This window comes from Rhodococcus sp. BS-15 (genome assembly GCF_000813105.1).
Classification (GTDB): Bacteria; Actinomycetota; Actinomycetes; order Mycobacteriales; family Mycobacteriaceae; genus Rhodococcoides.
Genome location: NZ_BAOX01000053.1, coordinates 1 through 22,974, shown reverse-complemented (window position 1 = coordinate 22,974; position 22,974 = coordinate 1). Strand labels below are relative to the sequence as shown.

At 64.3% G+C, this 22,974-nt stretch carries 23 protein-coding genes and 3 pseudogenes; 15 read left to right on the top strand and 11 right to left on the bottom strand.

Going from position 1 to position 22,974, the window contains the following annotated elements:
• The 6 genes from RHBS_RS09250 to RHBS_RS09225 all read left to right on the top strand — a co-directional run.
• Positions 1 to 791, top strand: a 791-nt coding sequence (locus RHBS_RS09250; RefSeq protein ID WP_374700561.1) for a phytoene desaturase family protein, incomplete at its 5' end; no start/stop codon positions are given.
• 156 nt (positions 792 to 947) lie between these two features.
• Positions 948 to 1,304, top strand: a complete 357-nt coding sequence (locus RHBS_RS09245; RefSeq protein ID WP_121870547.1) for an STAS domain-containing protein — start codon at positions 948 to 950, stop codon at positions 1,302 to 1,304.
• Positions 1,305 to 1,335: 31 nt separating this feature from the next.
• Positions 1,336 to 1,725, top strand: a complete 390-nt coding sequence (locus RHBS_RS09240) for an STAS domain-containing protein (protein WP_121870548.1) — start codon at positions 1,336 to 1,338, stop codon at positions 1,723 to 1,725.
• 28 nt (positions 1,726 to 1,753) lie between these two features.
• The gene (locus RHBS_RS09235) at positions 1,754 to 2,203 is read left to right on the top strand and encodes an ATP-binding protein (protein ID WP_128645403.1); all 450 of its coding nucleotides are present in this window, start codon (positions 1,754 to 1,756) and stop codon (positions 2,201 to 2,203) included.
• A gap of 15 nt (positions 2,204 to 2,218) precedes the next feature.
• Positions 2,219 to 2,410, top strand: a complete 192-nt coding sequence (locus RHBS_RS09230; RefSeq protein ID WP_128645402.1) for a PAS domain-containing protein — start codon at positions 2,219 to 2,221, stop codon at positions 2,408 to 2,410.
• Positions 2,410 to 3,477 (top strand): PP2C family protein-serine/threonine phosphatase, encoded by a 1,068-nt coding sequence (locus RHBS_RS09225; RefSeq protein WP_128645401.1) that lies wholly within the window; start codon positions 2,410 to 2,412, stop codon positions 3,475 to 3,477. Before RHBS_RS09230 ends, RHBS_RS09225 begins: the two co-directional genes overlap by 1 nt.
• Positions 3,478 to 3,499: 22 nt before the next feature.
• On the opposite strand, the gene RHBS_RS09220 is transcribed toward RHBS_RS09225, so the two are convergent.
• Entirely contained in the window at positions 3,500 to 4,741 is a 1,242-nt protein-coding gene (locus RHBS_RS09220; protein WP_121870551.1) for a TetR/AcrR family transcriptional regulator, read from the bottom strand.
• Between the two features lie 204 nt (positions 4,742 to 4,945).
• On the opposite strand from RHBS_RS09220, the gene RHBS_RS09215 reads away from it, so the two are divergent.
• Entirely contained in the window at positions 4,946 to 5,344 is a 399-nt protein-coding gene (locus tag RHBS_RS09215) for a LuxR C-terminal-related transcriptional regulator (protein ID WP_121870552.1), read from the top strand.
• A gap of 26 nt (positions 5,345 to 5,370) precedes the next feature.
• Here RHBS_RS09215 and RHBS_RS09210 read toward each other — a convergent pair whose 3' ends face one another.
• Both RHBS_RS09210 and RHBS_RS09205 read right to left on the bottom strand, forming a co-directional pair.
• Positions 5,371 to 6,300, bottom strand: a complete 930-nt coding sequence (locus RHBS_RS09210) for an MBL fold metallo-hydrolase (protein ID WP_128645400.1) — start codon at positions 6,298 to 6,300, stop codon at positions 5,371 to 5,373.
• A gap of 2 nt (positions 6,301 to 6,302) precedes the next feature.
• Positions 6,303 to 7,967, bottom strand: a complete 1,665-nt coding sequence (locus tag RHBS_RS09205; RefSeq protein ID WP_094631553.1) for an FAD-binding dehydrogenase — start codon at positions 7,965 to 7,967, stop codon at positions 6,303 to 6,305.
• Positions 7,968 to 8,095: 128 nt separating this feature from the next.
• Between RHBS_RS09205 and RHBS_RS09200 the strand changes: the two genes are divergently transcribed.
• Complete coding sequence (locus tag RHBS_RS09200) at positions 8,096 to 9,223, top strand: hypothetical protein (RefSeq protein WP_128645399.1); 1,128 nt, start codon at positions 8,096 to 8,098, stop codon at positions 9,221 to 9,223.
• Complete coding sequence (locus RHBS_RS09195; protein ID WP_237669124.1) at positions 9,175 to 9,297, top strand: helix-turn-helix domain-containing protein; 123 nt, start codon at positions 9,175 to 9,177, stop codon at positions 9,295 to 9,297. Before RHBS_RS09200 ends, RHBS_RS09195 begins: the two co-directional genes overlap by 49 nt.
• A gap of 110 nt (positions 9,298 to 9,407) precedes the next feature.
• On the opposite strand, the gene RHBS_RS09190 is transcribed toward RHBS_RS09195, so the two are convergent.
• Positions 9,408 to 10,307 carry a 3-hydroxyacyl-CoA dehydrogenase gene (locus tag RHBS_RS09190; protein ID WP_128645398.1) on the bottom strand — a complete coding sequence of 300 codons (900 nt, stop codon included), beginning with the start codon at positions 10,305 to 10,307 and terminating at the stop codon, positions 9,408 to 9,410.
• 341 nt (positions 10,308 to 10,648) lie between these two features.
• On the opposite strand from RHBS_RS09190, the gene RHBS_RS09185 reads away from it, so the two are divergent.
• On the top strand, positions 10,649 to 11,014 hold the full coding sequence (locus RHBS_RS09185) for a DUF1330 domain-containing protein (RefSeq protein ID WP_032394254.1): 366 nt from the start codon (positions 10,649 to 10,651) through the stop codon (positions 11,012 to 11,014).
• Between the two features lie 58 nt (positions 11,015 to 11,072).
• Here RHBS_RS09185 and RHBS_RS09180 read toward each other — a convergent pair whose 3' ends face one another.
• Entirely contained in the window at positions 11,073 to 11,897 is an 825-nt protein-coding gene (locus tag RHBS_RS09180) for a dienelactone hydrolase family protein (protein WP_128645397.1), read from the bottom strand.
• Between the two features lie 139 nt (positions 11,898 to 12,036).
• Positions 12,037 to 12,414, bottom strand: a complete 378-nt coding sequence (locus tag RHBS_RS09175; RefSeq protein ID WP_045196123.1) for a hypothetical protein — start codon at positions 12,412 to 12,414, stop codon at positions 12,037 to 12,039.
• 68 nt (positions 12,415 to 12,482) lie between these two features.
• Here RHBS_RS09175 and RHBS_RS09170 point away from each other — a divergent pair, with 68 nt between their 5' ends.
• Positions 12,483 to 13,031 carry a TetR/AcrR family transcriptional regulator gene (locus tag RHBS_RS09170; protein WP_128645396.1) on the top strand — a complete coding sequence of 183 codons (549 nt, stop codon included), beginning with the start codon at positions 12,483 to 12,485 and terminating at the stop codon, positions 13,029 to 13,031.
• Between the two features lie 13 nt (positions 13,032 to 13,044).
• Here RHBS_RS09170 and RHBS_RS09165 read toward each other — a convergent pair whose 3' ends face one another.
• From RHBS_RS09165 to RHBS_RS09155, 3 genes are read right to left on the bottom strand one after another with little or no spacing between them, the layout of a single operon-like run.
• Entirely contained in the window at positions 13,045 to 13,839 is a 795-nt protein-coding gene (locus RHBS_RS09165) for a MerR family transcriptional regulator (RefSeq protein ID WP_032394251.1), read from the bottom strand.
• A gap of 55 nt (positions 13,840 to 13,894) precedes the next feature.
• Positions 13,895 to 15,187, bottom strand: a complete 1,293-nt coding sequence (locus RHBS_RS09160; RefSeq protein ID WP_128645395.1) for an MFS transporter — start codon at positions 15,185 to 15,187, stop codon at positions 13,895 to 13,897.
• Entirely contained in the window at positions 15,184 to 16,800 is a 1,617-nt protein-coding gene (locus RHBS_RS09155) for a class I adenylate-forming enzyme family protein (protein ID WP_128645394.1), read from the bottom strand. Before RHBS_RS09155 ends, RHBS_RS09160 begins: the two co-directional genes overlap by 4 nt.
• Before the next feature lie 151 nt (positions 16,801 to 16,951).
• On the opposite strand from RHBS_RS09155, the gene RHBS_RS09150 reads away from it, so the two are divergent.
• The 3 genes and pseudogenes from RHBS_RS09150 to RHBS_RS09140 all read left to right on the top strand — a co-directional run bounded on the left by RHBS_RS09150 (position 16,952) and on the right by RHBS_RS09140 (position 19,892).
• Positions 16,952 to 17,569, top strand: coding sequence for a TetR/AcrR family transcriptional regulator (locus RHBS_RS09150; protein ID WP_128645393.1), 618 nt, complete (start codon positions 16,952 to 16,954; stop codon positions 17,567 to 17,569).
• A 91-nt stretch (positions 17,570 to 17,660) separates the two neighbouring features.
• Positions 17,661 to 18,871, top strand: a pseudogene (locus RHBS_RS09145) (acyl-CoA dehydrogenase family protein).
• Between the two features lie 14 nt (positions 18,872 to 18,885).
• Positions 18,886 to 19,892 (top strand): annotated as a pseudogene (locus tag RHBS_RS09140) (phosphotransferase family protein).
• A 14-nt stretch (positions 19,893 to 19,906) separates the two neighbouring features.
• Here RHBS_RS09140 and RHBS_RS09135 read toward each other — a convergent pair.
• Together RHBS_RS09135 and RHBS_RS09130 are read right to left on the bottom strand one after the other, a co-directional pair.
• The gene (locus RHBS_RS09135) at positions 19,907 to 20,839 is read right to left on the bottom strand and encodes an arabinofuranosidase (protein ID WP_121870565.1); all 933 of its coding nucleotides are present in this window, start codon (positions 20,837 to 20,839) and stop codon (positions 19,907 to 19,909) included.
• Positions 20,840 to 20,952: 113 nt separating this feature from the next.
• The gene (locus RHBS_RS09130) at positions 20,953 to 22,560 is read right to left on the bottom strand and encodes a bifunctional diguanylate cyclase/phosphodiesterase (RefSeq protein ID WP_128645392.1); all 1,608 of its coding nucleotides are present in this window, start codon (positions 22,558 to 22,560) and stop codon (positions 20,953 to 20,955) included.
• Positions 22,561 to 22,752: 192 nt separating this feature from the next.
• Between RHBS_RS09130 and RHBS_RS09125 the strand changes: the two are divergent.
• Positions 22,753 to 22,974 (top strand): annotated as a pseudogene (locus tag RHBS_RS09125) (hypothetical protein); the annotation flags it as partial.

The window sequence follows — 22,974 nt, the reverse complement described above, 5'->3', positions numbered from 1 at the left end:
GTGCCGTGCACGCCGCGGCCGGAGACACGTTTCGGGCGCGCAGGGCGATCATTGCCGACGTGTCCGCGCCGGCCCTGTACGGTTCGCTACTTCCGTTCGACGCCGTACCTCGCCGAGTGCACGAGGACTTGCGCACCTTCGAATGGGACACCCCGGTGGTCAAGGTGAACTACGCGCTCGATCGCCGAATACCCTGGAACTCACCGTCTTTGGCCGATGCCGGCACCGTCCATCTCGGTGCGGACGACAACGGCCTCGTGCACTGGGCGGCAGATCTCACCACCGGAGTTCTTCCTCGCAGCCCGTTCATGCTGTTCGGCCAGATGACCACCGCCGATCGGAGCAGGTCACCGGAGGGCACCGAAAGCGCCTGGGCCTACACACATCTGCCGAGGGGCGTCGTCGACGACGCGGCCGCCGACACCGTGGCGGATCGGGTGGACGACGTCCTCGAGGCCCACGCACCGGGTTTTCTCGATTCGGTCGTCGGGCGGGTCGTGCAAGGACCGAGCGACCTGTACGGTGCCGACGCCAATCTGCACGGTGGCGCGGTGAACGGCGGAACCGCGCAGCTGCAGCAGCAGTTGATATTTCGACCGACGCCGGGACTGGGGCGGTCGGAAACGCCGGTGGAGGGGCTGTTCCTGGGTTCGGCATCGGCGCATCCGGGTGGCGGAGTGCACGGAGCAGCCGGCCTCAATGCTGCCCGGGCAGCGCTGGGCCAGCGAGGCGTGCGTGGCTGGATGAAGAAAAAGATCACCGGTTCACTCATCGACGTGCTGACTCGGTAGCGCCGTTATTGAAACGAGATATTTCGTTACTGGTTCGAGATCTGCGGCGAAGTCTTCTGCAATTACGCACTGACATCGTTGAAAGCACAACAACTCAGCATCGATACCGGGCGGGCAAACCGACCGGGACGAGCGCTTCGGGGAAGAGGTAACGACATGTTGACCAGCACCGCAACCATGGAACGCTCCATTCGCGACGACGAGGGCGTGTTCCGAGTCGAGACCGTCGTGCGACCGGACGGCCACAACACACTGCGCGCGTCGGGCGAACTCGACATGTCCACCCGGGCCGAATTCGTGCACAGCCTCGACCGCCTGGCCGCTACGTCCGATCGGGTCTCGGTCGATCTGTCGGAGGTGTCGTTCATGTACTCCGGCGTCGCCAATGCGATCATCGACGCCACCTACGTACATCCGGGCAAAATCGCCGTGCTCGCACCTGCCCGATCGGTCCGCATGGTCCTGGAAGTACTGGGCGCAGGCGACCTGTTCGTCGACACGTTTCGGTCGTGAATCCGACTCGACAACAGGTAACGTCGGGCATATGCCAGACGAGCCGACCGGAGCCCCCTTCGAGATCGTGGCGGCAGCCCACGACGCGACCCAGGTGCTCACCGTTCGAGGCGAACTCGATCTCGACACCATCCCGGAACTGTCGGCCGTAGCGTTTCCCGCTGCCGACACCGCTCGAGGTGGACTCGTGGTGGACCTGACGGACGTCAGCTTCCTCTCGTCGAGCGCGATCACGGTGCTGGTGCGAGTGTGCGATCGACTCCCCGACGCCTCGCGAATGGCGCTGGTGGCGGTCGACGGAGTCGTGGTTCGGCCTGTGCAGCTCAGCGGAATCGATCGGGTGATGGCGACTTTCACGACCCTGCCCGACGCAGTGGCCCACGTCAGGTCGGCAGCTCTCGACGCCGAAGTCGACCGATGACCGGCCGGTACCGATTCGGACTCCTGTCATGACCGAGAATGGCCGAACACCGTTTCCCCTGCGCTGGAGCCACACCGCTCCGGCCGAGCCCGCCGTGGCTACTGCCATCCGGCGCCGATTGCACCATTGGACCCTCGAACTCGGAGTCAGCAACGATCTGGTGGACGACATCGTCCTCGGTGTCTACGAGGCACTGGCGAACGTCGTCGAACACGCGTATCGATCGGTGCCCGAGCCCGGGACGATGACGATCACCGCCGCCTACGAACACCGGACACTGACAGTGACGATCTCCGACACCGGGACGTGGCGTCCACCGACGCCGACGACCAATCGCAGGCACGGTCTACAACTCGCAGCCGCGGTAGCCGACGACCTCCTCGTCGACCATCGACCCGGTTTCGGCACCGTGGTGACAGCTGTGTGGACCGATCCGGTCACAGCCGACCGCTCCAGATCCGCCACCCGCTCGTCATGACCGAAGGGAGTCCCCATGTCGGCCACGGCTGCTGATCTACTCGACACCGCACCGTGCGGGGTGTTCTCGGTCGACGTCGCCACCTCGCGAATTCTGTACGCCAACGCGGCCGCCGCTCGGATCACCGCGCGCAGCCGCGAGGCGCTCGTCGGGACGACCGTCACCGACCTGTTCACGATCGAGTTCGAGCCGATGCTGACAGCCTGATGGATGTTGCGTCGACATCGGGATCGGACTCACCGATCGGAGCGACGGCGAAGTTGACCGTCGCACCCGATCGACGTGCCGCGATAGCCGTATCGATACTGGCCAACAGTCTGCGCACGCCCGCGGGGGCCGTGACGGTTACGATGACGCTGCACAACGAGACCGAACGCCATCTGCGTGAGAAGGATCTGATCGACGCCCGCGACAATGCCGAGGCCGCCCAGGACAACGCCGAGGCTGCTCTGGACAGATCACAGGACGCATTGGGTGCTTCGGAGGAAGCACGCAAGCAGGCCGAGGCGGAGAAAACGCAGGTGCAGATTCTGGCGTCGACGCTGCAACGCACTCTGCTGCCGCCGATACTGTCCGCTCCGACGGGCATGAACGTGGCAGCCCACTATCACCCCGCGTCCATCGACGAGGTCGGTGGCGACTTCTACGACGTGTTCCCCCTCGACAAGCAGACGTGGGGATTCTTCCTCGGCGACGTGAGCGGTAAGGGTGCCGGAGCCGCCGCCGTGACCTCACTGACCCGGTACACCCTGCGCGCCGCAGCAGTGTTCGACCGCAACCCGATCTCGGTGCTCGAAAACCTCAATACCGTTCTGCACCACGAGTTTCACGGCGACGACCCACGTTTCTGCACGGTGGTGTTCGGCACCATCACTCCGGGACCGGACGGCGCCGAGATACACCTCGCCAGCGGCGGACATCCCCCGGCACTGCGCATCACTCGCGACGCCGTCGTGGACTTCGTCGACACCACCGGTGGACAGTTGGTCGGAGCGTTGGCCGAGCCGCACTTCGCATCGGCATCGGTGACCCTGCGACCCGGCGACGTCATGGCCTTCTACACCGACGGATTGACCGAAGCAATAGTCGGCCCCGGACGCACACGCTTCGACGACGACGGTGGCCTCGAATCCTTCGCTGCCAGAAAGGGTCCGACGACGGCACCGAAGATCGTCGACGACCTCACGGCTCTGCTGGCCTCCTTCGGGGACGGCCTGCAGGACGACGTTGCACTGCTCGCCTTCGAGGTACCCCGGGCCGACGCCGACTCGTAGCTGTCCGGGCCCGCGGGTCCGCTCAACGTGCGCGTATCCCTGACAGAAACACCCGCAGGACGTAGTCGGAGACTTCTTCCGGGCCTTCCTCGGACCGCGAGACGGATCTGATCACCACGTTGTTGGCGAGTATCGTCGCAAGATCGCTCGCCGACGCCTCGGTACCGAAGTCGCCTCGACGCTGGCCACGTTCGAGGATCGGGGTGAGCGCCGAGGGCAGTGGGAGTTGCTCCCGAACGGTGGTGACGGTGCTCGGCTCGTGAAACTGTTCGAAGCTCAGGGCCAGCAACATCCCCGAGCTCATCGACCGGTTGCGCGCCACGAACTCCGCAAGCCGATTGACCGAACGCTCCAGGGCAGCAATGGGTTCCACCTCCAGTCGGGCATCCGCCCGACCCAGCCGGAGGACGCGTTCGAATTCGGGCGTCAGTGCGGCAACGATGATGTCGACCTTGCTCGGGAACAGGCGTTTGAGATCGGCAACAGTGAGCGAGGAGGCAGTTGCGATGTCGGCGAGGGTGACCGAGAAATATCCGTGTGCCGCGAACAACGTCTCGGTCGCCGCGATGACATCGGATTCGATGTCGGCCCTCGCATGATCGAGACCCTCGAGAGAAGCAGGCGCGTCCGCCGGTCCCGCGATGCGTTCACGACGATCCGAGTGAACCGGGTCCACCGCCCAATCCAGCAGCGATTCGACGGCCGCGGACGCCCGAGACGTGGGTACCGTTCCCGGCGTGATGGTTTCACGGAAGGCGAGCCCGTCGAGCAGAGCGACGAGGACCATGGACAGTCCGGTCACTGTGAGTGGCGTTCTCACCGAACCACCGAGCGCACGGAGCTTGTGGCGGACGGCGTCCTCGACGGCGGCGTCCATGGCTGCGAATTCGGGTGCCAACGACGATCGCGCTCCGGCATGGTCGGAGGCGATCATCGCGCCGATCATTCTCCTGCGCAGCAGACCTGAGGTCAGTTGTTCGAAGTAGGACGCGAGATCCGACGAGGGATGCTCTGCGTCGTCGGGTCTCGTGTATCGCAGGGTCACGTGCGCGAGCAGGTCCTCGACGAACGCTTCCTTGCCACCACGCTCCCCGGCACGGGAGGACCCGGGGTACGCGTTGTGAAAGGTCTGATGCGACAGACCGGCTTCTTCCACGAGAGAGGCAATCGACAACGATCTGGCCAGCACCGACATATCGAGATCGGTCAGCAATCGTGAGCCCGCCAGGAGCAGTTCTTCGCGGGGTGTGGATTTCGGACTCAACGACGACCGCCTACGATATTCGACCCGGTGGATAGTGAACTATAGCAATCGTGTCATGAACCGCTGACTTTACAAGCAAATAAAGCTAGGTCGATAAAAGTCTCCAATGCCGTGTTCCGCCTCGAAGCCATTGGTGTTGTTTCATATTTTCTCGCGTGGTCGGATACTCGAAACACCCAAGTCGGACAACGGGGGTCGGATGCAATGCGAGTGACGAGTACAGGTGTGTCGACCACGATTCAGGCTGCGTCCGGTACCGCGATCCACCCGGCGCAGAGGTTCGCGCCGCGCCGCAGTGCATCGACCGTGCGGGCCAGGACCGCCGTGACTTCCGGCACCGACACACCCAGGTCCCAGAAGGAAGCGGCGACATTCGCCGATCCAGGACTCACCGCGCGCGAAATCGCGGTCCTGGATGCGTGGTTGCGCTGCGACTCCAAACAAGAAGTGTGTGCGGTCCTGCACATCGCACTCGGCACGGTCAATACCCACCTGACTCGAATTCGCGCGAAGTACGCCACTGTCGGTCGGGCTGCACCGACCAAAGCGTCGCTCGTGGCCCGGGCGCTGCAGGACGGCTTGGTCACCCTCGACGATCTGTGATCGTCAGCCCGCGTGCAGGGTCGGTGTCAGGCTCGTTCCGCCCACGGATCCGCGCGTCGCCACAGGGTCGGCAATTCGAGGTCGATGTCGTCTCTCCGCGCGCAGGCGTTCAGCACATCGACGGAGGCAGACATGTCGTCGAAGACGTACGCGAGCGCTTGCAGTGGTTCGTCCAGGGACCGAAAGAAGTTGTCCCAGTGCGTCAACACCACGCGTCGGGCACCGACCGCCACGACCGTCTCCTGCCAGTACTGCTCGATGAACGCGCGCGGCCGTCGACCGAGTTGCCCTATCGAGAGGTAGACCACGTCGGCACGGCGGCCTTCGAGCATGCCGGAACGAAAACCGGCGCTGCTGTGCACCAGTGCCGTACGGCCGCTGGGAACGTGTTCGATGTGCATCGACCATGCCTCCCCGCATCGGTACTCGCGCACCCGAGCGGGCTGGGTCAGTGGCCGCTCGATCGTTCCGTGCGCCCGATCCGGATACGAGTGAACCGATTCGACGAACGTGACGGCGAAGTTGCCCTGCACCGTTGTCTCGTCGTTCGCGACCACGACGATCCGGTCGTCCGGGAGCCCGGAGCCCTGCCCGATGAACCCGGTCGAGGAACCGCCGACCAGAACTGCATCGGTACGCAGCGCTACCGCCGCCGAGTCGAGTGCGTGATCGTAGTGCGAGTGGGCACACAGCACCGCGTCGAGCGTGGTGATCCCCGCTCTGCGTAGGGCTGCATCGATGCGCCCCATGTCCGACCGCAGCGGTCGTACGAGGGTTTTCGGAAGCGACGGTCGCGAGAAGAAGCCGTCGGTGAGGATCGCCGATCGGCCGTCGTCGAAGAGCACGGTGCTGACACCGAGAAACGACACTGTCACCGGCGAATGGGGACCCGCCGACTCAGTGGTGGCGATCTCCGCCGGACCCGGCAGCGCGGGACGACCGATTCTGAGGGCCACCGTCACGCCTGCGCGGCGATCGCGCGTCCCGCCTGACGGCCGCCGAAGATGCACCCACCGAGGAAGGTTCCCTCCAGTGAGCGATACCCGTGCACACCGCCGCCGCCGAATCCTGCGATCTCACCGGCCGCCCACAGCCCGTCGATCGCGTGTCCGTCGCCATCGAGAACCCGGCCCTGCAGGTCGGTTTGGATGCCACCCAACGTTTTCCGCGTGATGATGTTCAGACGCACGGCAATCAACGGACCAGACTTGGGATCGAGAATCTTGTGCGGCGAGGCGGTACGCGCGATGCGTTCTCCGCGCGAACGACGCGAGTTGTGGATTGCGGAGATTTGCAGGTCCTTGGTGAACGGGTTGTCGACCTCACGGTCGCGGGCCTCGATCTGCCGCTTCAGATCGACGAGGTCGATCAGATTTTCGCCGGAGATCCTGTTCATGCCCTGGACGAGTTCGGCGAGGGTGTCGGCGACGACGAAATCCTCTCCGTTCTTCTTGAACGCCTCGACCGGTCCGCTGGCACCGGGCAGCACTCGACCGAGGACGAGCTTGAGGTTCTTGCCGGTGATGTCCGGATTCTGCTCCGATCCCGAGAGCGCGAACTCCTTCTCGATGATCTTCTGCGTCAGAACGAACCAGGAGTAGTCGAATCCACTGTCCTGGATGGCTTTCAACGTTCCGAGGGTATCGAATCCGGGAAAATTGGGCACCGGGAACCGTCGACCACGCGCGTCGAACCACATGGACGACGGGCCGGGAATGATTCTGATTCCGTGATTCTTCCAGATCGGATTCCAGTTCTTGATGCCCTCGGTGTAATGCCACATGCGGTCCTTGTTGACCAGACGTCCACCGACTTTCTCGGTGATGCCGAGCATGCGGCCGTCGACGTGTTCGGGGACTCCGGAGATCAGAGACTTCGGAGCCGTTCCCAACCGTGCCGGCCAGTTCTCCCGCACCATGTCGTGGTTGGCTCCGATGCCGCCCGCGGTGACGAGCACGGCTCCGGCACGCAGCTCGAACTCGCCCACCTCGACGCGGGTACTACCCGAACCTCGTTCCGCGGCACTGGGTTCGAGAACTACGCCGCGAACTCCCTCAACTGTGCCTGCACTGACGATGAACTCGTCGACGCGGTGACGAAAACCGAAGCGCACCAATCCCTTGTCGGCGGCCTCCCGCACGCGCCGCTCGAACGGTGCGACAACCCCGGGCCCGGTACCCCAGGTCAGGTGGAACCGCGGAACCGAATTCCCGTGTCCCTCGGCGAGGTAGCCACCACGTTCGGCCCACCCGACTATGGGTACCCACCGCACGCCCTGCGCGTGCAGCCAGGAGCGCTTCTCCCCTGCCGCGAAGTCGAGGTACGCGCGCGCCCACTGGTGTCCCCAGTAGTCCTCGCCGGCCGGATCGTCGATGCCGCGATCGAAGGTAGCGGTGCCGAGCCAGTCCTGCCACGCAAGCTCCGCGGAATCCTTGATGCCCATGCGTCGCTGCTCCGGGGTGTCGACCATGAACAGACCGCCCAGGGACCAGAACGCTTGACCGCCCAGGTTCTGCTCGGGCTCCTGGTCGAGGAGGAGCACCCGTTTTCCGGCGTCGGCCAGTTCGGCGGTCGCCACCAGTCCGGCCAAGCCTGCACCCACCACGATCACGTCTGCGTCCATTGCCCCACTCTTCTGCTCGACCCGACTGTCTCCCTCGACTGTGCTGTCGTGGGCGCCGGAACTCAAGGAAATCGGCTTCGTTGACAATACGGTTCATCAGCCACCGACAAGTATGAGACGATGCCGCGATGTACCGAGCCCGGGCCGCGGTGGTCGCCGAGATCGAAGCGGAACTGGTGGCTGTGGTGGCGTCGGCAGTGCAGGCCGTGCGGGATGCAATTCCGGTCTACCGCACCCTGGACGGTCCGCAGTCGGCCGATGTCGAGGCGATCGCCTACTGGTCGCTGCGTCGCCTGATGACGCTGTGGGCAGGCGGCGATCCGGCTCTCGACGGACGTGATCACAGTCGATTTCGCGCGATCGGTGCGGCTCGCGCCGCCGACGGCCGACCGTTGGCCGACGTGCTCAGAGCCTATCGAGTTGCATCGAGCGTGTTCGTTCGGCACGTGGCGACCGAGTACCTCGATGCGCTCGACCCACCGGACATCGCCGATCTCAGCCTGGGCGTGCTCGACGCCATCGACGCGATATCCGAGGAGATCATCGGCGCTTACATCGTTGCGCGCGAACAACTCACATCCAATCGGGCGCAGGCTCACGCCCTCTTGCTCGACGACCTGCTGGCGAACAGACACAACTCGCCCGGAGCGGTGGCCGATCGCGCCCGCGAACTCGACCTCGAACTGTCCGGTCACCCGAATCTACTGGTGGTGGAAATGACAAGCGCGGGCAGAGCACTGACCGATGACACCATCGAATCTCTGGTTCTCGCACTGGGACTCGCGCCGCCCGATCGCACCGCGCCGTCGACGACGCGCAGTCACCTGTGCACCCGACGCGAGCAGCGGGCGATCCTGCTGCTGCCGTCCTCGATCGGTCGAGACCGTGCCGACGGCGCGTCCCGAGCGACCGGTGTGCGTGGATGCCTCGTGGAGCTGTCGACCATTGCCGCTGTCAGCGGCGCGTGGAGGCTCGCTTCCGATGCTCTGGACACGGCACCGGAGCATGCGTTCGACGATCGTGCCGTGCTCGACACCGGCGACGGGCAGCTGCTGGCACTGTTGACCGCGCGGCCCACCGCGGACACGAGCGAGGTGGTGCGCACCGTACTCGGCTCGCTCATCGAGGCCGCGAATGCGCATATCCTCGAGGGCCTTTCGGCTTCATCGCCACCGGCACCGCCACGGCCGCAGCGGCACAGTTGCATGTGCATCCGCAAACGCTGCGTTATCGACTGCGCCGAGCCCAGGAACTGACCGGCCGAGATCCGCGATCGGCGTGGCATCGGCTGGCGCTCGACACCGCGATTCAACTGCGGCAACTCGGTTGATCCGGCTCGGCGGCCATCGCTGCGGTGCGCGACGGGCTACGACGGGAAGCTGTCCGGCCGTACCTCGACAACAGTCTCTTCCATCGGAATGAGACACAGATCGAGCGCTTTCAGTTGATGTTCCACGACTCGACAGCATCGAGTCGCCGGCCGTCGGAATCGTACGTGTAGAAACCCTCTCCGTCCCCGAGGCCTGTCTTTCCCGCGTCGATGCCCTTTTGCAGCATATCGGCGAATTTCACTTGATCCTCGCCACCGCTTGCGCGCGCGATGTGTGCTGCGACGTTGAAGCCGACCGTGTCGTATATCTGGAACGGACCGGCGGGCGCCCCGGTGGCTATTCGCCACACATTGTCGATATCGGCAGGATTGGCAACACCGCCGACGTAGAGGTTGGCTCCTGCTTGCAGCAGCGGAATCAACAGACTGTTCAACACGTATCCCGGTACTTCCTTTCGGACCGGAACGGGAACGAGACCGATCTCGGAAGCGAAGTTCAGTACGGTGTCGAAGTGAACGGGATCTGTTGCAGCAGTTGCCATCACCTCACCTGTGTTGTACCGCCACACGAGATTGGCGAAGTGCAGTGCGAGAAATTTCTCCGGCCGCCCGGTGGCGTCCGCAAAGCTGCTGGGCAGTAGCGACGACGAGTTGGTCACGAAGATAGTTCTCGGCGGGGCGGACGCGCCGATATCCGACCAGACACGTTTCTTCAGCTCGAGATCCTCCGGAACCGCTTCGATCACCAGGTCGGCGTCCGAAACGGCTTCCGCGACGCTGGTGGTGGTCGTGATGGATTCGATGGCCTCGTCGAAACGTGCCTCGTCGAAGGTCTTCAGGTCGCGCTTGTAGTATCCGCGCATCCATTCCCAGCGATCCGGCAGTTTGGCCAACAATTCGTCTGAAATATCGAATCCCACAACGGTTTTCCCATGGTACGCCGCCTGCATCATGATCTGCGAACCGAGCACTCCAGTTCCGAATACGGTCACTTTCTCAACATCGGCCATGGACGACACACTTCCCATTCATCGAGTCACTGGTTTCCCGCTCTACAAGTTCTACCGCTGACCATGGAACCACCGTCTCGGCATCGAACAGCGGATCGACTCGCTGAACGAGCGGTCGACTGTCCCGAGGACCTGTCACCCGGACAAAAAACGAGCGCGCTCCCATGACAACCGCCATGGCCAACAGCCCGGCGGTGTCACCGATACTGTCGGTTGTATCTGCATTCGGAGGCCCTTCGCCGCCGTCCGTGCTGGATTTTCGATGCGTGGTGCCGTCGGTGGCGCGTGCGCGGTGGCAATTTCCTCTTCCATCGGATCGTCGGCTGACGCATACTCGATCGATGGCTGTCGATCCCCGCGGAAGAGACCTCAGGCGCTATCTGGAAGAAGACCCCGGTGGGCCTGTGGTGATGCTCAACCTGCTGCGGTTCGCCGACGGTGGCCGCGATTCGTACGCAGAGTATGCGAAAGCACTGGACGAGACGTTCCTCCCGCGCTACGGCGCGACGGTGCTGTATGCGGGCGACGGCTCGACGGCATTGGTAGCCGACGACGGTCAGGCCTGGGATGCGGTTCTGCTGGTGCAGTACCCCTCGCGCAAGGCGTTCAGCGACATGGTGGCCGATCCCGATTACCAGGCGGTGACGGCACTGCGGACCGGCGCGTTGAAGGAGGCGGTTCTGCAGGCCACCGTTCCGTGGTCGTGAATTCGTGGCTCGCTGACCGAGTTGCTCGGTACTCGGCAGGGGCGAGACAGCGATCTACTCACTCTGTCGGGAGCAACCGACTACGGAACAGGTCGAGCACCTGATCCAACGCCTGCCGTGTCGGCTCCCCCGGAGCATCGATCAGTCCTTCGGTGACGACCGAATGCGGCGGTCCGAATGCTTCCGGGTTGAAGGCGGAGTCGGGCAGTTCCACCGAGACGAATGCGTCGCCGAGCTGCTCGCGCAACCATTGGAATCGCGCGGGCGGGCACATCTTGTCGCCTTCGAAACGCATCCCCAGGACCGTGAGCTCGCCTGCCGCACAACGACTCTTCACCTTGTCGAGGTCGCCGGGGGTGATGTCGATGGACCTACCGCGAGACTTCGATGCCGCGAACGGAAGTGAGGGCTGCGAGAGCACCGGTGCGATCAGTCGATCGTCCGCTGCCATCGCAAGAGCGAATCCGCCGGTGAAGCACATTCCGATGGCACCGACGCCCGGTCCGCCGCAGCGCTCGTGCTCCTGCGTTGCCAGAGCGCGCAACCACACCACGATGCGCGACGATCTGCCGGTGGCCAGGATGGTGAATTCGCGGCTGATGCACGCCGGCACCATGGCGCGGGACATGGTGGCCACGGTGCCGAGCGGTCCCAGCGGGGCGGCCAGCGGATCCTTGCCGTCGACTCCGAACAGGTGCGGAACAACGGCCGTACAGCCGATTCCGGCAACGGTTCTCGCGAAGTCCGCGACCCTCGGAGTGATGCCCGGCATTTCCGACATCACGATCACGGCCGGTCCGGTTCCGATGCGATACACCGGCGCGGTCCGCCCGTCCGCGGTGAACTCGGTTCGCTCGAAGTCGGCCAGCGTGTCATCGGTCATGGGAGTTCGCCCTTCTGTCGGATATCCACCGCGCCCAGCCGACGCATGCCGTCCAAGCTAGCCGTGCTTCACGAAATACGTCACCCCGACCGAGGATGTCCGACAGGCGGCGACCGATACCGACGCGCTGACCGGATGATCACCAGGAATCCGAGTCCGCGATGATCGTCACGCCCAGCACGACGAACAGCGTTGCGCCGGCGGCCACTCCGGCCAGACTCGCCGCGGGCGCGCCCGCACGACGTCCGATCACACTTGCCGCGACGTCGAGAACATCGATCGCGATCCCGGCCTCCACAGCTGCTCTGCGAACGTCTGCGGATGGGTGGTGCAGTGCCATTCCCAGCGCGAGATCGCGAACTCCGAACAGACGCGTCGCCACCCCCGCGCTTCCGGCTTGACGCATGGGTCCGAGACCGAAGGCACGCCACGAATGCGCTGGACTCACCCACGAGACCACTCCGGCGGTCGATCGCAGAACCGACAGTGCGAGCAATGGAGTCGAACGTGTACGCATGACGTCTCCCTTGAGTTGTAGTGGTCACTACAACTCAAGCTACCTGTAGTGGCCACTACAATCAAGGAGTGGTCAAGAGACATTCACGCGAGGAGATGCTGTCCGTGGCACTGGAGGCCGCCCTGGAAGGGGGCCTGAGCCGCTTGACCTTCGGCAGACTCGCAGCGCGCTTGAAGATCAGCGATCGCACGGTCGTCTACTACTTCCCGACGAAGGACGACCTCGTCACGTCTGTGCTGTCGGTAGTCGGAGATCGATTGCAAACCGTGTTGGCCGCGGCGTTCTCGACGCCGATGAGGGATCACCGCGCGCTGGTCGCGACGGCGTGGCCGGTTGTGGCACAGCCTGAGTACGATCCGCTGTTCGGTCTGTACTTCGAGGCGATCGGACAAGCAACAGCAGGACTCGAGCCATACAGATCTGTGGCCTCGCACTTGGTCGAGGGCTGGATCGAATGGCTCGGGGGCTTCGTGGTCGGCGACGCGCACCATCGACGAACGGAAGCGGCAGCTGCCGTGGCGATGCTCGACGGCCTTCTGCTCATGCGTCTTCTGGGAGGCAGTGACCTCGCCGATACTGCATCGACCTCATTGCTCGATCACCCACGAATCCGCTGAGGGACAAACGGATTCAGGACGCAACCGGTTCCGAGATCGGCGTCTGGAAGGACCACAGGTGACCCTCGAGATCACGAACGCCGTACTCCCTGACGCCGTAGGGCATGTCGGTGGGCGCGTAGTCGATTGCTGCGCCGGTTGCGGACACCCGTCCATGATGGGTGTCCACGTCGTCGATCAGGACAGCGAGCGAGGCGGTGACCATGCCGTTGGTCAGGGGCGACACCATCCGATGTTCAGGAGCCTCGCGGTGCAACCAGACAACACCGTCACCGGCGTGAACCTCGCCGTGGACTGCTCGGTCGCCGTCGTATTCGATCGGTCCCGGTGCGAGTCCCAGAACGTCGACGAGGTAGGAATGGGCTGCCGCGATGTCTCGATAGACGAGCAAGGTGGTACGCCTGGTCACCGCCGGCTCGTCGGTCGACAGGCCCGACAGCAGGTCCAACAAGGCGTCGTCTCCCGGCTGAGCGCCCTGCAGAAGCCGGTCCTCGACCGCCCGAACCCGTTCGCGCACCCGGGCGAGCTGTGCCATCCGATGGTCCAGGTCGGTCAGATGCTGCCGCGTCAGGTGCTGGAGGTCCATCGCTTCCGGATCGACATCGGCAAGCGGTGTACCCAATTCTCGGAGCAACCGAATTCGGTACAGCCGATCGAGGTCTCCCCCGCCGTACCGACGCCTGCCCCCGCCGTCTCGGTCGGGGGCGAGCAAACCCAGTTCCTCGTAGTACCGCAACGTACGTTCGGTGACGCCGGTTCGACGCGCGACGTCACCGATTCCCCAGGTGATCGGACCGTTGTTGTTCATGAATCAGACGGTAGAACCTCACGTCACGTCAGGAGCAAGCTCGACCGAAGTCGGTTCAGACATCTTCGAGTCGAATTCCCTTGGTTTCCTTCATGAAGAAGCACGCGACACCGGTCATCGCGGCCAGGAACATGATGTACACGCCGAACACCCAACCCAGATCGAGGCCGAGGAAGAGTTGGTTGAGATAGGGCGCAGTTCCGCCGAATACCGCCACCGAGAACGAATAGGCGAATCCGATTGCCTGCGTGCGGAGTCGGGTGGGAAAGCTCTCCGACAGTGTCGACGACAGGATCGAAGCCGGAACGGCGATGACGAGCAATGCAACCGTCGACGGGAGCAGCAACGTCCACCACTGCGTCGAGATCATCATCGTCAGCGGGATCTGCAGAACGAACATCAGCACGGCGAAGGCGGCCAGCATCGGCCGACGACCGATCGAATCCGAGAGACGACCGAAGAACGGCAGCGACACCAACGCGATCAACTGAGCGATGACCAGCATCCAGTACGCGGTGTCGGGGTTCATCCCACGCTGTGTGATGGCGAACGTCGAGACGTAGGAGGTCCAGGTGTAGTGCGCCGCCGTGATTCCCGACGTCATTCCGATCATCAATACGATCGCCTTCACGACGGTCTTGCGTGCGATCGGGGCCTGCTTCACCTTGTTCTGTTCCGAATCGAAGACGTCGCTCTCGTCCATGTTCTTGCGCAGGTACAGAGCGAACAGCGCCAGGAGTGCACCCAGCAGGAACGGGATGCGCCAACCCCATTGACCGACAGCAGATTCGGACAGGGTCAAGGTGATGACGCCACCGACCGTGTATGCCAGTGCCGAGCCACCGAAGATCGCGACGAACGCGACGCTTCCCCACATGCCTCGACGGTTCGGTGGCGCGATCTCGCCGACGTAGGAGTAGGCCGTCGCCGACTCGCCGCCGTGCGCGAAACCCTGCATGATGCGGGCGAGCAGCAGCAGTACCGATGCCCAGGCCCCGATCGCTCCGTAGGTGGGCATGATGCCGATCAGCAGGCTTCCGGCTGCCATCATCAGCATGGTGGTGACGAGAACGAACTTGCGCCCCTTCTTGTCTGCGATCCGGCCGAACACGATGCCGCCGAGCGGCCGCATCAGGAATCCGACGGCGAACACCGCCAACGTCGACAGCAGGGCCGAGACCGGATCGCTCTGGCTGAACATCGCCGCGGCGATGAACGGCGCGAACACTGCGTAGGCGCTCCACTCGTACCATTCGAGTACGTTGCCGATCGTGCTGGCGAACAACGACTTCTTCCGCGAGGAGATGTCCGGTGTCGAGCGGGTGTCGCGGGGTGATCCGACGGTCATGGGGTGCCACTTTCGCTCGAGTGAGTCTGTGTTGAAACAGGTTTGAGTGCTGCGCGACGAATCTTCCCGGTCTGCGTCTTGGGCAGCTCGTCGATGATGTGGATTTCTTTCGGACGTTTGTAGGCAGCGAGCCGATCGCGCGCGAAGGCCATCAGCTCGTCCGTGGTCACGGCCGGACCACTGCGGACCGACACGTACGCGACCACCGATTCCCCTTGATAGGTGTCGGGACGACCGACCACGGCTGCCTCGAACACCATCGGGTGTTCGTAGAGGGCGTCCTCGACTTCTCGGGGCCAGACCTTGTATCCGGAGACGTTGATCTGGTCCTTGAGTCGGTCGACGAGATAGACCCAGCCCTGTTCGTCGATGATCGCTACGTCCCCGGTGTGCAGGCGACCTTCGGGCATCGTCGACGCCGACGCCCCCGGGTTCTGCCAGTACCCCGAGACCACCTGCGGCCCGGACACTTCCAACTCGCCGGCTACTCCCGTTTCGGTGGGTAGCCCGGTGGGATCGAGTGTGCGCAACCGCACGCGAGGGAGGGGCAGTCCGACGGATAACGATCCACTCGACGCGTCCACCGGTGCCCGGAGTCCTGGCGGTACCGCGATCACGCCTGCGGTGGTCTCGGTCATTCCGTACGCGTTGTGGATGTAGCACCCGAACTTCGCCTCGAACGCGGAGACGGTGGCCGGCGGAATGGGTGCGCCGCCGGAGTACAGCGCCTTGACGGAGGCGAAATGTCTGCGGTCCGCGCCGGGGCTCTCGGAGATCGCGTTGAACACGGTGATGGATCCGATGGTGTAGGTGACTCGATGCTCGACGAAAGCGTCCAGTGTGACGCCTGCGTGGAAGCGGTGAGCGAACACGAGCACGCAGTCGCGCACCAGAGCCACAGCAGCATCGAGCATGGCCCCGGTGATGTGGAACAGCGGAGCGACGGCGAAGACGACGTCGCCGTCCTCCGTACCCGCACGCTCACCGAAGTCCGAGGCCGTCGCGAACGCGTTGGCGTGCGAGATCCGAGCCCCCTTGGGCGGCCCCGTGGTTCCGGAGGTGTATGCCAACAGCGCAAGATCGTCCGGCTGCGGTGCGGTGTCGTCCAGCATTCGACCGCGGTAGGCCTCGACGAGGCCGAGCATGTCGTTCTCGGGTGTGGGCGTGACCCGCGTCGTCGCGGCGAACACTCGCGGATCGTTGCGAGTCTGCAGATCCAGTCCGCTGGTGCTCACGAAGAACCGAATCGTACTGCCTTGCAACGAGGTTTCGAGCTCGCCGAGATCCGACTCGTCGCACACGAGCGCTACGGGCTCCGCGTCGTCGAGCAGGTGTCGCAGTTCTCGGTTGCGGTACATCGGATTCAGGATCAGAGCTACGGCACCGATCTTCCACAGCGCCAAGAACGTCAGTGCGTAGTGCGGAACGTTCTGCAGGTAGATGCCGACGCGGTCGCCGGGGTTCACTCCGCGGTCCGCGAACGCGGCAGCGAGAGCGTCGGAGGCCTCGTCGACCTCGCGGACGGTGAGAACGGCATCGAAGTACGCCAGCGCAGGCCGATCGGGCGACCGGGACACTCGGGCGCGCCACGCGTCGAGAATGGTGAGGGTCATCGAGGACTCTTTCGATTGGGCGTCGGTCTGGCCGGCCGTACCGACCGAACACTCGCTCGGTCAGTTCTCCGTAGTGTTGCGGATCACAGAAGAGGTGTCAACCGGGTGCTTCCGGGACCACCCGCGTCGCTTCGCCATCTACGGTGGGCGAATGACCGCGACCCGCACCTGGCGAACGTACGAGGGCTCGAACCTCTCCCCTGCCTTGTCGTCGGCGTTGAACACGTTCGTGGAGCAGGGCTATCACGGGACGTCGGTCCGGCAGATCGCCGCAGGGGCGGGCCTGTCCGTTCCCGGCCTCTACCACCACTTTCCGTCGAAGCAGGCTCTGCTCGTCGGCATCATGGACGCGTCGATGGACGAGCTCTTGGAACGAACTCGATCGGCAGAGGCCGGTGCCGGTTCGTCGCCGAGTGACCGTTTCGACGCCGTCGTCGAATCGCTGCTGCTGTTCCACATTCACCGGCGCGACGCCGCCTTCGTGTGCTCGACGGAAATTCGCAGCCTCGATCCCGCGAATCGCGCCGCCTACATTTCCAAACGCGACGAGGAACAACGGCTGCTCGACGCGATCGTCGCTGCCGGTGTCGATGCAGGCCTGTTCGACACTCCGCACCCGAGGGACGCCAGCCGAGCCGTCACGACGATGTGTGTCGGCGTGGCAACGTGGTACCGACCGGACGGGCCGTTGTCTCCGAGCGAACTGGTGGCGGTCTATCTCGACATTGCCCGTCGTACGGTCGGTGCGGCGACCGGCGGGCACGAGTAGCTGCCCAGAAATCCTTGACCCGACCGAGCGATTGTGCCAACCTTCCAGTGACCGAGCGAGTGTTCGGTCGGTATCGGAATGGGAGCGCATCGTGGCCATCGATCTAACGTACGAACCCGACATCGAGAAGCTGATCGATCGGACGCGCACGTTCACCCGCCAGCATGTGCTTCCCATCGAAGACCGATTCCTGGGCAACATCGCCGACGCCGGGGGGCGACGAGCTGCGCGTCGAAATGCAAGCGGCCGCAAAGGACGCCGGCGTGTTCGCACCGCACGCGCCGGTCGAATACGGCGGCCACGGGCTGTCGATGAGCGACCGCGCGCCGGTGTTCGAAGAAGCCGGCTACTCGTTGTTCGGTCCGATCGCCCTCAACCTCGGCGCCCCCGACGAGGGCAACGTCCACATGCTCGCTCACATCGCGTCGGCAGCGCAGAAAGAGCAGTTTCTCGCTCCGCTCGCGCGCGGTGACGTGCGGTCGGCTTTCGCGATGACCGAACCCGCGCCGGGGGCAGGTTCCGATCCCGCGGCACTCACCACCGCCGCCGAGCGGGTCGAGGGTGGCTGGAAGATCAACGGGCACAAATGTTCATCACCGGCGCGACGGCGCAGGCTTCTTCATCATCATGGCCCGCACCTCGGGCGCGCCCGGTGATCGCGGCGGGGCCACGATGTTCCTGGCACCCGCCGACACCGCGGGCATCAGGGTCGGCCGACACATCGGCACCCTGGACAAAGCGATGATCGGCGGTCACTGCGAGGTGTTCTTCGAGAACGCGTTCGTGCCCGACGAGAACGTTCTCGGTGCCGTAGACGAGGGATTCGCCTACGCCCAGGTGCGGTTGGGGCCTGCCCGCATGACGCACGTGATGCGCTGGCTCGGGGCCTCCCGCCGTGCGCACGACATCGCCGTCGCGCAGGTGGCCCGACGTGAAGGGTTCGGCGGCAAGCTCGGAGATCTTGGCATGGTGCAGAAGATGGTCGCGGACAACGAGATCGACATCGCGGCCACCAGGGCGCTGCTGACGGTGGCGTGCTTCGAGTTGGATCGAGGTGGGCACGCGTCCAACGAGACGTCGATCGCGAAGACGTTCGCGGCCGAGGCCATCTTCCGAATCGTCGACCGCAGCATCCAGATGTGTGGGGGTCTCGGGGTTTCCGACGATCTTCCGTTGGCCAGGCTCTCACGCGAAGTGCGCCCGTTCCGCGTCTACGACGGCCCGTCCGAGGTACACCGGTGGGCAATCGCCAAACGGACGATCGGTGCAGCCAAGCGCGCAGCGTGGGAGGCACAGTCGTGAGCGAACTGCCGGGCATGAATCGCGATGCGCTGGAACGGTTCCTACGCGGACACGGAATCGACGTCGACGGCGCACTGTCGGTCGAGATGATCAGTGGTGGTCGGTCCAACCTCACCTACCGGGCGTACGACGACACCTCGACCTGGGTCGTCCGTCGACCTCCCACCAGCGGGCTCACGCCCTCCGCGCATGACATGGCCCGAGAGTGGGCCGTCACCGAGGCGCTGGCGGGCACCGATGTACCGGTCGCTCGAACCGTCGCGTTCGACCGAGACGGTTCTGCGTTGGTGCACCCATGACCGTCGTGGAGTTCGTCCCGGGTCGGGTGATCCGCACGCGCGAGGATCTCGACGATCTGACGGACGAGCAGGTCACTGCCAATGCCGCGGAGCTGGTTCGAGTTCTCGCGCGACTACACGCGGTTGATCCAGCTGCCGTCGGCCTGGACACCTTCGGCCGACCCGACGGGTTCGTCTCGCGGCAGGTCGCCACGTGGGCTCGGCAGTGGGAACGAGTCAAGACTCGCGACCTACCCGATGTCGAACGGCTGCATCGCGCGCTCGAAGCGGCAGTACCGGCAGGATCTGCGTCGTCCATCGTGCACGGCGACTATCGGGTCGACAACACCATTCTCGACGCCGACGACGTCGGTTCCGTTGCCGCGGTGGTGGACTGGGAGATGTCGACACTCGGCGATCCCCTGACCGACGTTGCGTTGATGTGCATCTATCGTCAACCGGTCTTCGATGCAGTCCTCGGCGCTGACGCTGCGTGGACGAGCGATCGGTACCCCTCGGCGGCAGACCTGGCGCAACACTACGCAGTGGGATCCGGTCGGGATCTTCACGATTGGGGCTTCTACCTCGCCCTCGCCAATTTCAAGCTCGGAGTGATCGGCGAGGGAATCACCCACCGCGCACTGTCGGGCTCCGACACCGGGGACGGTGCAGGCAAGGCCGCGGAGGCCACCGGGGAGTTCATCGCGGCCGGGTTACGAGCACTCGCAGGAGCCACCGACTGACACGAAAACCACTGTCAGGCGGGCTCTCTCATCACACCGATGTGGCGGACGGTGTCCGACACACCCGGGAGTTCCCGAGGCTCGGACCAGGTGTTCAACCCGTCGGTACTGTCGGAGTAGAAGTACTTCCGGTTGGTGTAGTCGTCGTAGTACAACCGCCATGTGCCGTCGGGTAATTCGATGACGGCCGGACCTTCTTTCAGTGGTCCGAAATCGCGGATGGGGACGAGGGTGTACGGACCGATCAACGACGGTGCCGTCCAGTGTTCGATGACCTTGTTGGTCTCGTTCTTGGTGAGTGCGTGGTAGGTCGGCCCCACTTTGACCACCGTGGTGTCGATGTGGTCCGCACCGATGCCGACGAACGGAACCGGGAAGTTCCACATCCTCAGGCCCGGATCCATGGCCGTCATCAGATACGGGACGAACCCGCCGCCGGTCGACAGCGACACGATGACGCTGACGCGGTCGCCCTCGACGAACCACTCCGGTGCCCATGCCTTCGTGGTGAACGGAGACAGTGACGGTCCGTCCGAGAATCCGGCCGATCCGCTGAATCCGGGCGGGCTGGCCGATCCGGTGCCGGCTCCGGTGCCCGGCAGGAAAGCGCAGCAGAACGGGATCGGGAAGTTCTGCAGGAACGTCCAATTCACGCGGTCGCTGCTGCGCGCGAAGCCGATGTTCGCCCCGCCGCCCGTCGTGTACGTCACGTAGTACATACCGTCGGTGTGCCGGAATATGCTCGCATCGCGCACCACACCGGACGGAGGTCGGTACGCCGATGTCTGCAGTGCGGTGAAGTCGGTGCCGTCGCTGGATTCGTAGACATCCATGTCTCGATCGCTGTCGTTGCTGAACGCCACCATCGTGTAGCGCCACGCAGAGGGTGCAGCGGCACCGGTTCCCGCAGTGGAGAACATCAGCCCGGCGACCGCCAGGATCACCATCGGTACGACGAACAGGAACCTACGTACGGTCGATATCACCGAAGAAGTATGGCCGACCCATACGCACCATGCGTACCTTTGGTAACAGATACAACAGATCGCTACCGATGTTGTTATGAATGCGAAATGTACTGCGAAATAGGCTTGGCCTGGTACATCTCGTGATCGGCATCGTCGAGTATGTCCAAAGCACTTCGGGTGTCGTCGCGATCGACGGTGACGCCACCGATGCTCGCCGTCACCGTCAACACCCGCCCGGCGGCCGTGATAGGTGTGGCGAGTTCGGCGCGAACATCGTCGGCCTCGGTACCCACACAACGCGACACGACCGCCACGAACTCGTCGCCCCCGATCCGACCCACGAAGGCGTCGGCCGGAAGAGCTCGCGTCAGACGGTCTGCGACCACTCCCAGAACGGCGTCGCCGACGGTATGACCGTGCAGATCGTTGATGGTCTTGAAGTTGTCGAGGTCGATGAACAGCACGGCCATGGAGTCCTCGCGATCGGGCTCCGCCAGCTGTTCGTCCAGACGAGCCAGGATCAACGGCCTGTTCGGCAATCCGGTCAAATCGTCGTGTGTCGCCGCATGCTCGAGCTTCATGCTCATCCGATAGGTGTCGGTGATGTCGACGAACGTCGCGACGACCGAGGGGGTCGGGTCGCCCGCGGTGAGCATCGTCGCCGTCAAGGACAGCCAGAAGTTTCGGCCGTCTCGGCGACGTTCGATCCCGATCACCGCCTGGCAGGGCTCGCCGGTTTTCCTGGTGACGGCGACGGGATGCTCGAACGGGTGAATCGGCGCTTCGTCGGTGCCGTACACCCGGAACGGAAGCACCGACGCCTGCCCTGCAGTCGCCAATCCGACCTGAATGTCGAGAATGGTCTTCGCAGCCAGGTTCGCCGATTCGATTCGGCCGGTGTGATCGAGAACGACGACACCTGCCTCCAGGGATTCCACGACCGCGGTGAAATGTTCCTCGACTGTGCGTACTGCACTCTGGTCGGCGCAGACCAACACGTAGCCGTCGGGCATCTGAGCAGCCGAAACGATCACCGCGAGCGCCGACCCGTCCGCACGCCGATGGGAATCGCACAGTCGGCCGCCGACAGCGAGAATCGCGGCCGGGTCGCAGGGCACCCCTACGGCCGTCGAGACGTCACGACCGAGCACCTCCGCTGCCGGTCTCCCGTAGACCGACTCCGCAGCAGGATTCCAACTCGAGACCAGACCGTCGGCTGACACACCGATGATGGCATCGCTGACGTGCTCGACCAGCGCGGCTTGCTTCTGCAGCGCCTTCTGCGCGGCCTTGTGTTCGGTGAGATCCCGAAGAATGACCTGGAACGCCGCCTCACCGTTCCACACGGTGCGCACCGATACCGCTTCCATCGTCAGCGTCGTACCGTCGAGGGCCAGCACCGTTGCCTCCGACGCGGCGCTGGCAGTGCCGTGTGCGTCGAGGGCAGAGATCCGCTCGAGCATGGGTCCCACCGATTCGGTGGCGATGAACTCCGTGATCGGATGCCCGACGACGTCCGCAGGATCCTCGGCGCGCAGATACCGCATCCCGGCTGGGTTGAGGTAGACGAGGATGCCGCGTCGATGGACACCGATCGCGTCCGGTGAATGCTCGACGAGAACTCGGTAACGATCGGCGAGTCCGGGCGACGCGGGAAGCGATCGAGGGTCGCCGACGCCATCACGCTCCCCTGGAGCCATGCTCGGTCCTCGCGATCGTAGGCGGACGGTCAACACCCGATTGAACCACTTACCAACGTGCCGTTGGCGACTCACGTCCGTTTCGGACTGTATGTCCCTTTTCTCGACTGGACCTGATGCCGGTTTGCGGGGCTAAATCGAGGAGCGAACCGAATCCGGTTCGCGTACCTCGAAAAGAAACGGATTTCGACGATGAGCTCTCACGGCATCGACATCACCGGGATCGGCGCAGTGTCCGGCTACGGCTGGGGCGCATCCGCCCTGTGGGACGGCCTGTCCACGGGCAAGGCGGCGGCGACGCTGCACCACGACCTCACCCGGCCGGGACAAAATCCGGTCTGGCTGGCGAAAGTCCCCGAGGGCGGGGATCGGAGCGACAGCACCAGCGATTCGGACGGGCGCTTCGCGGGGCGG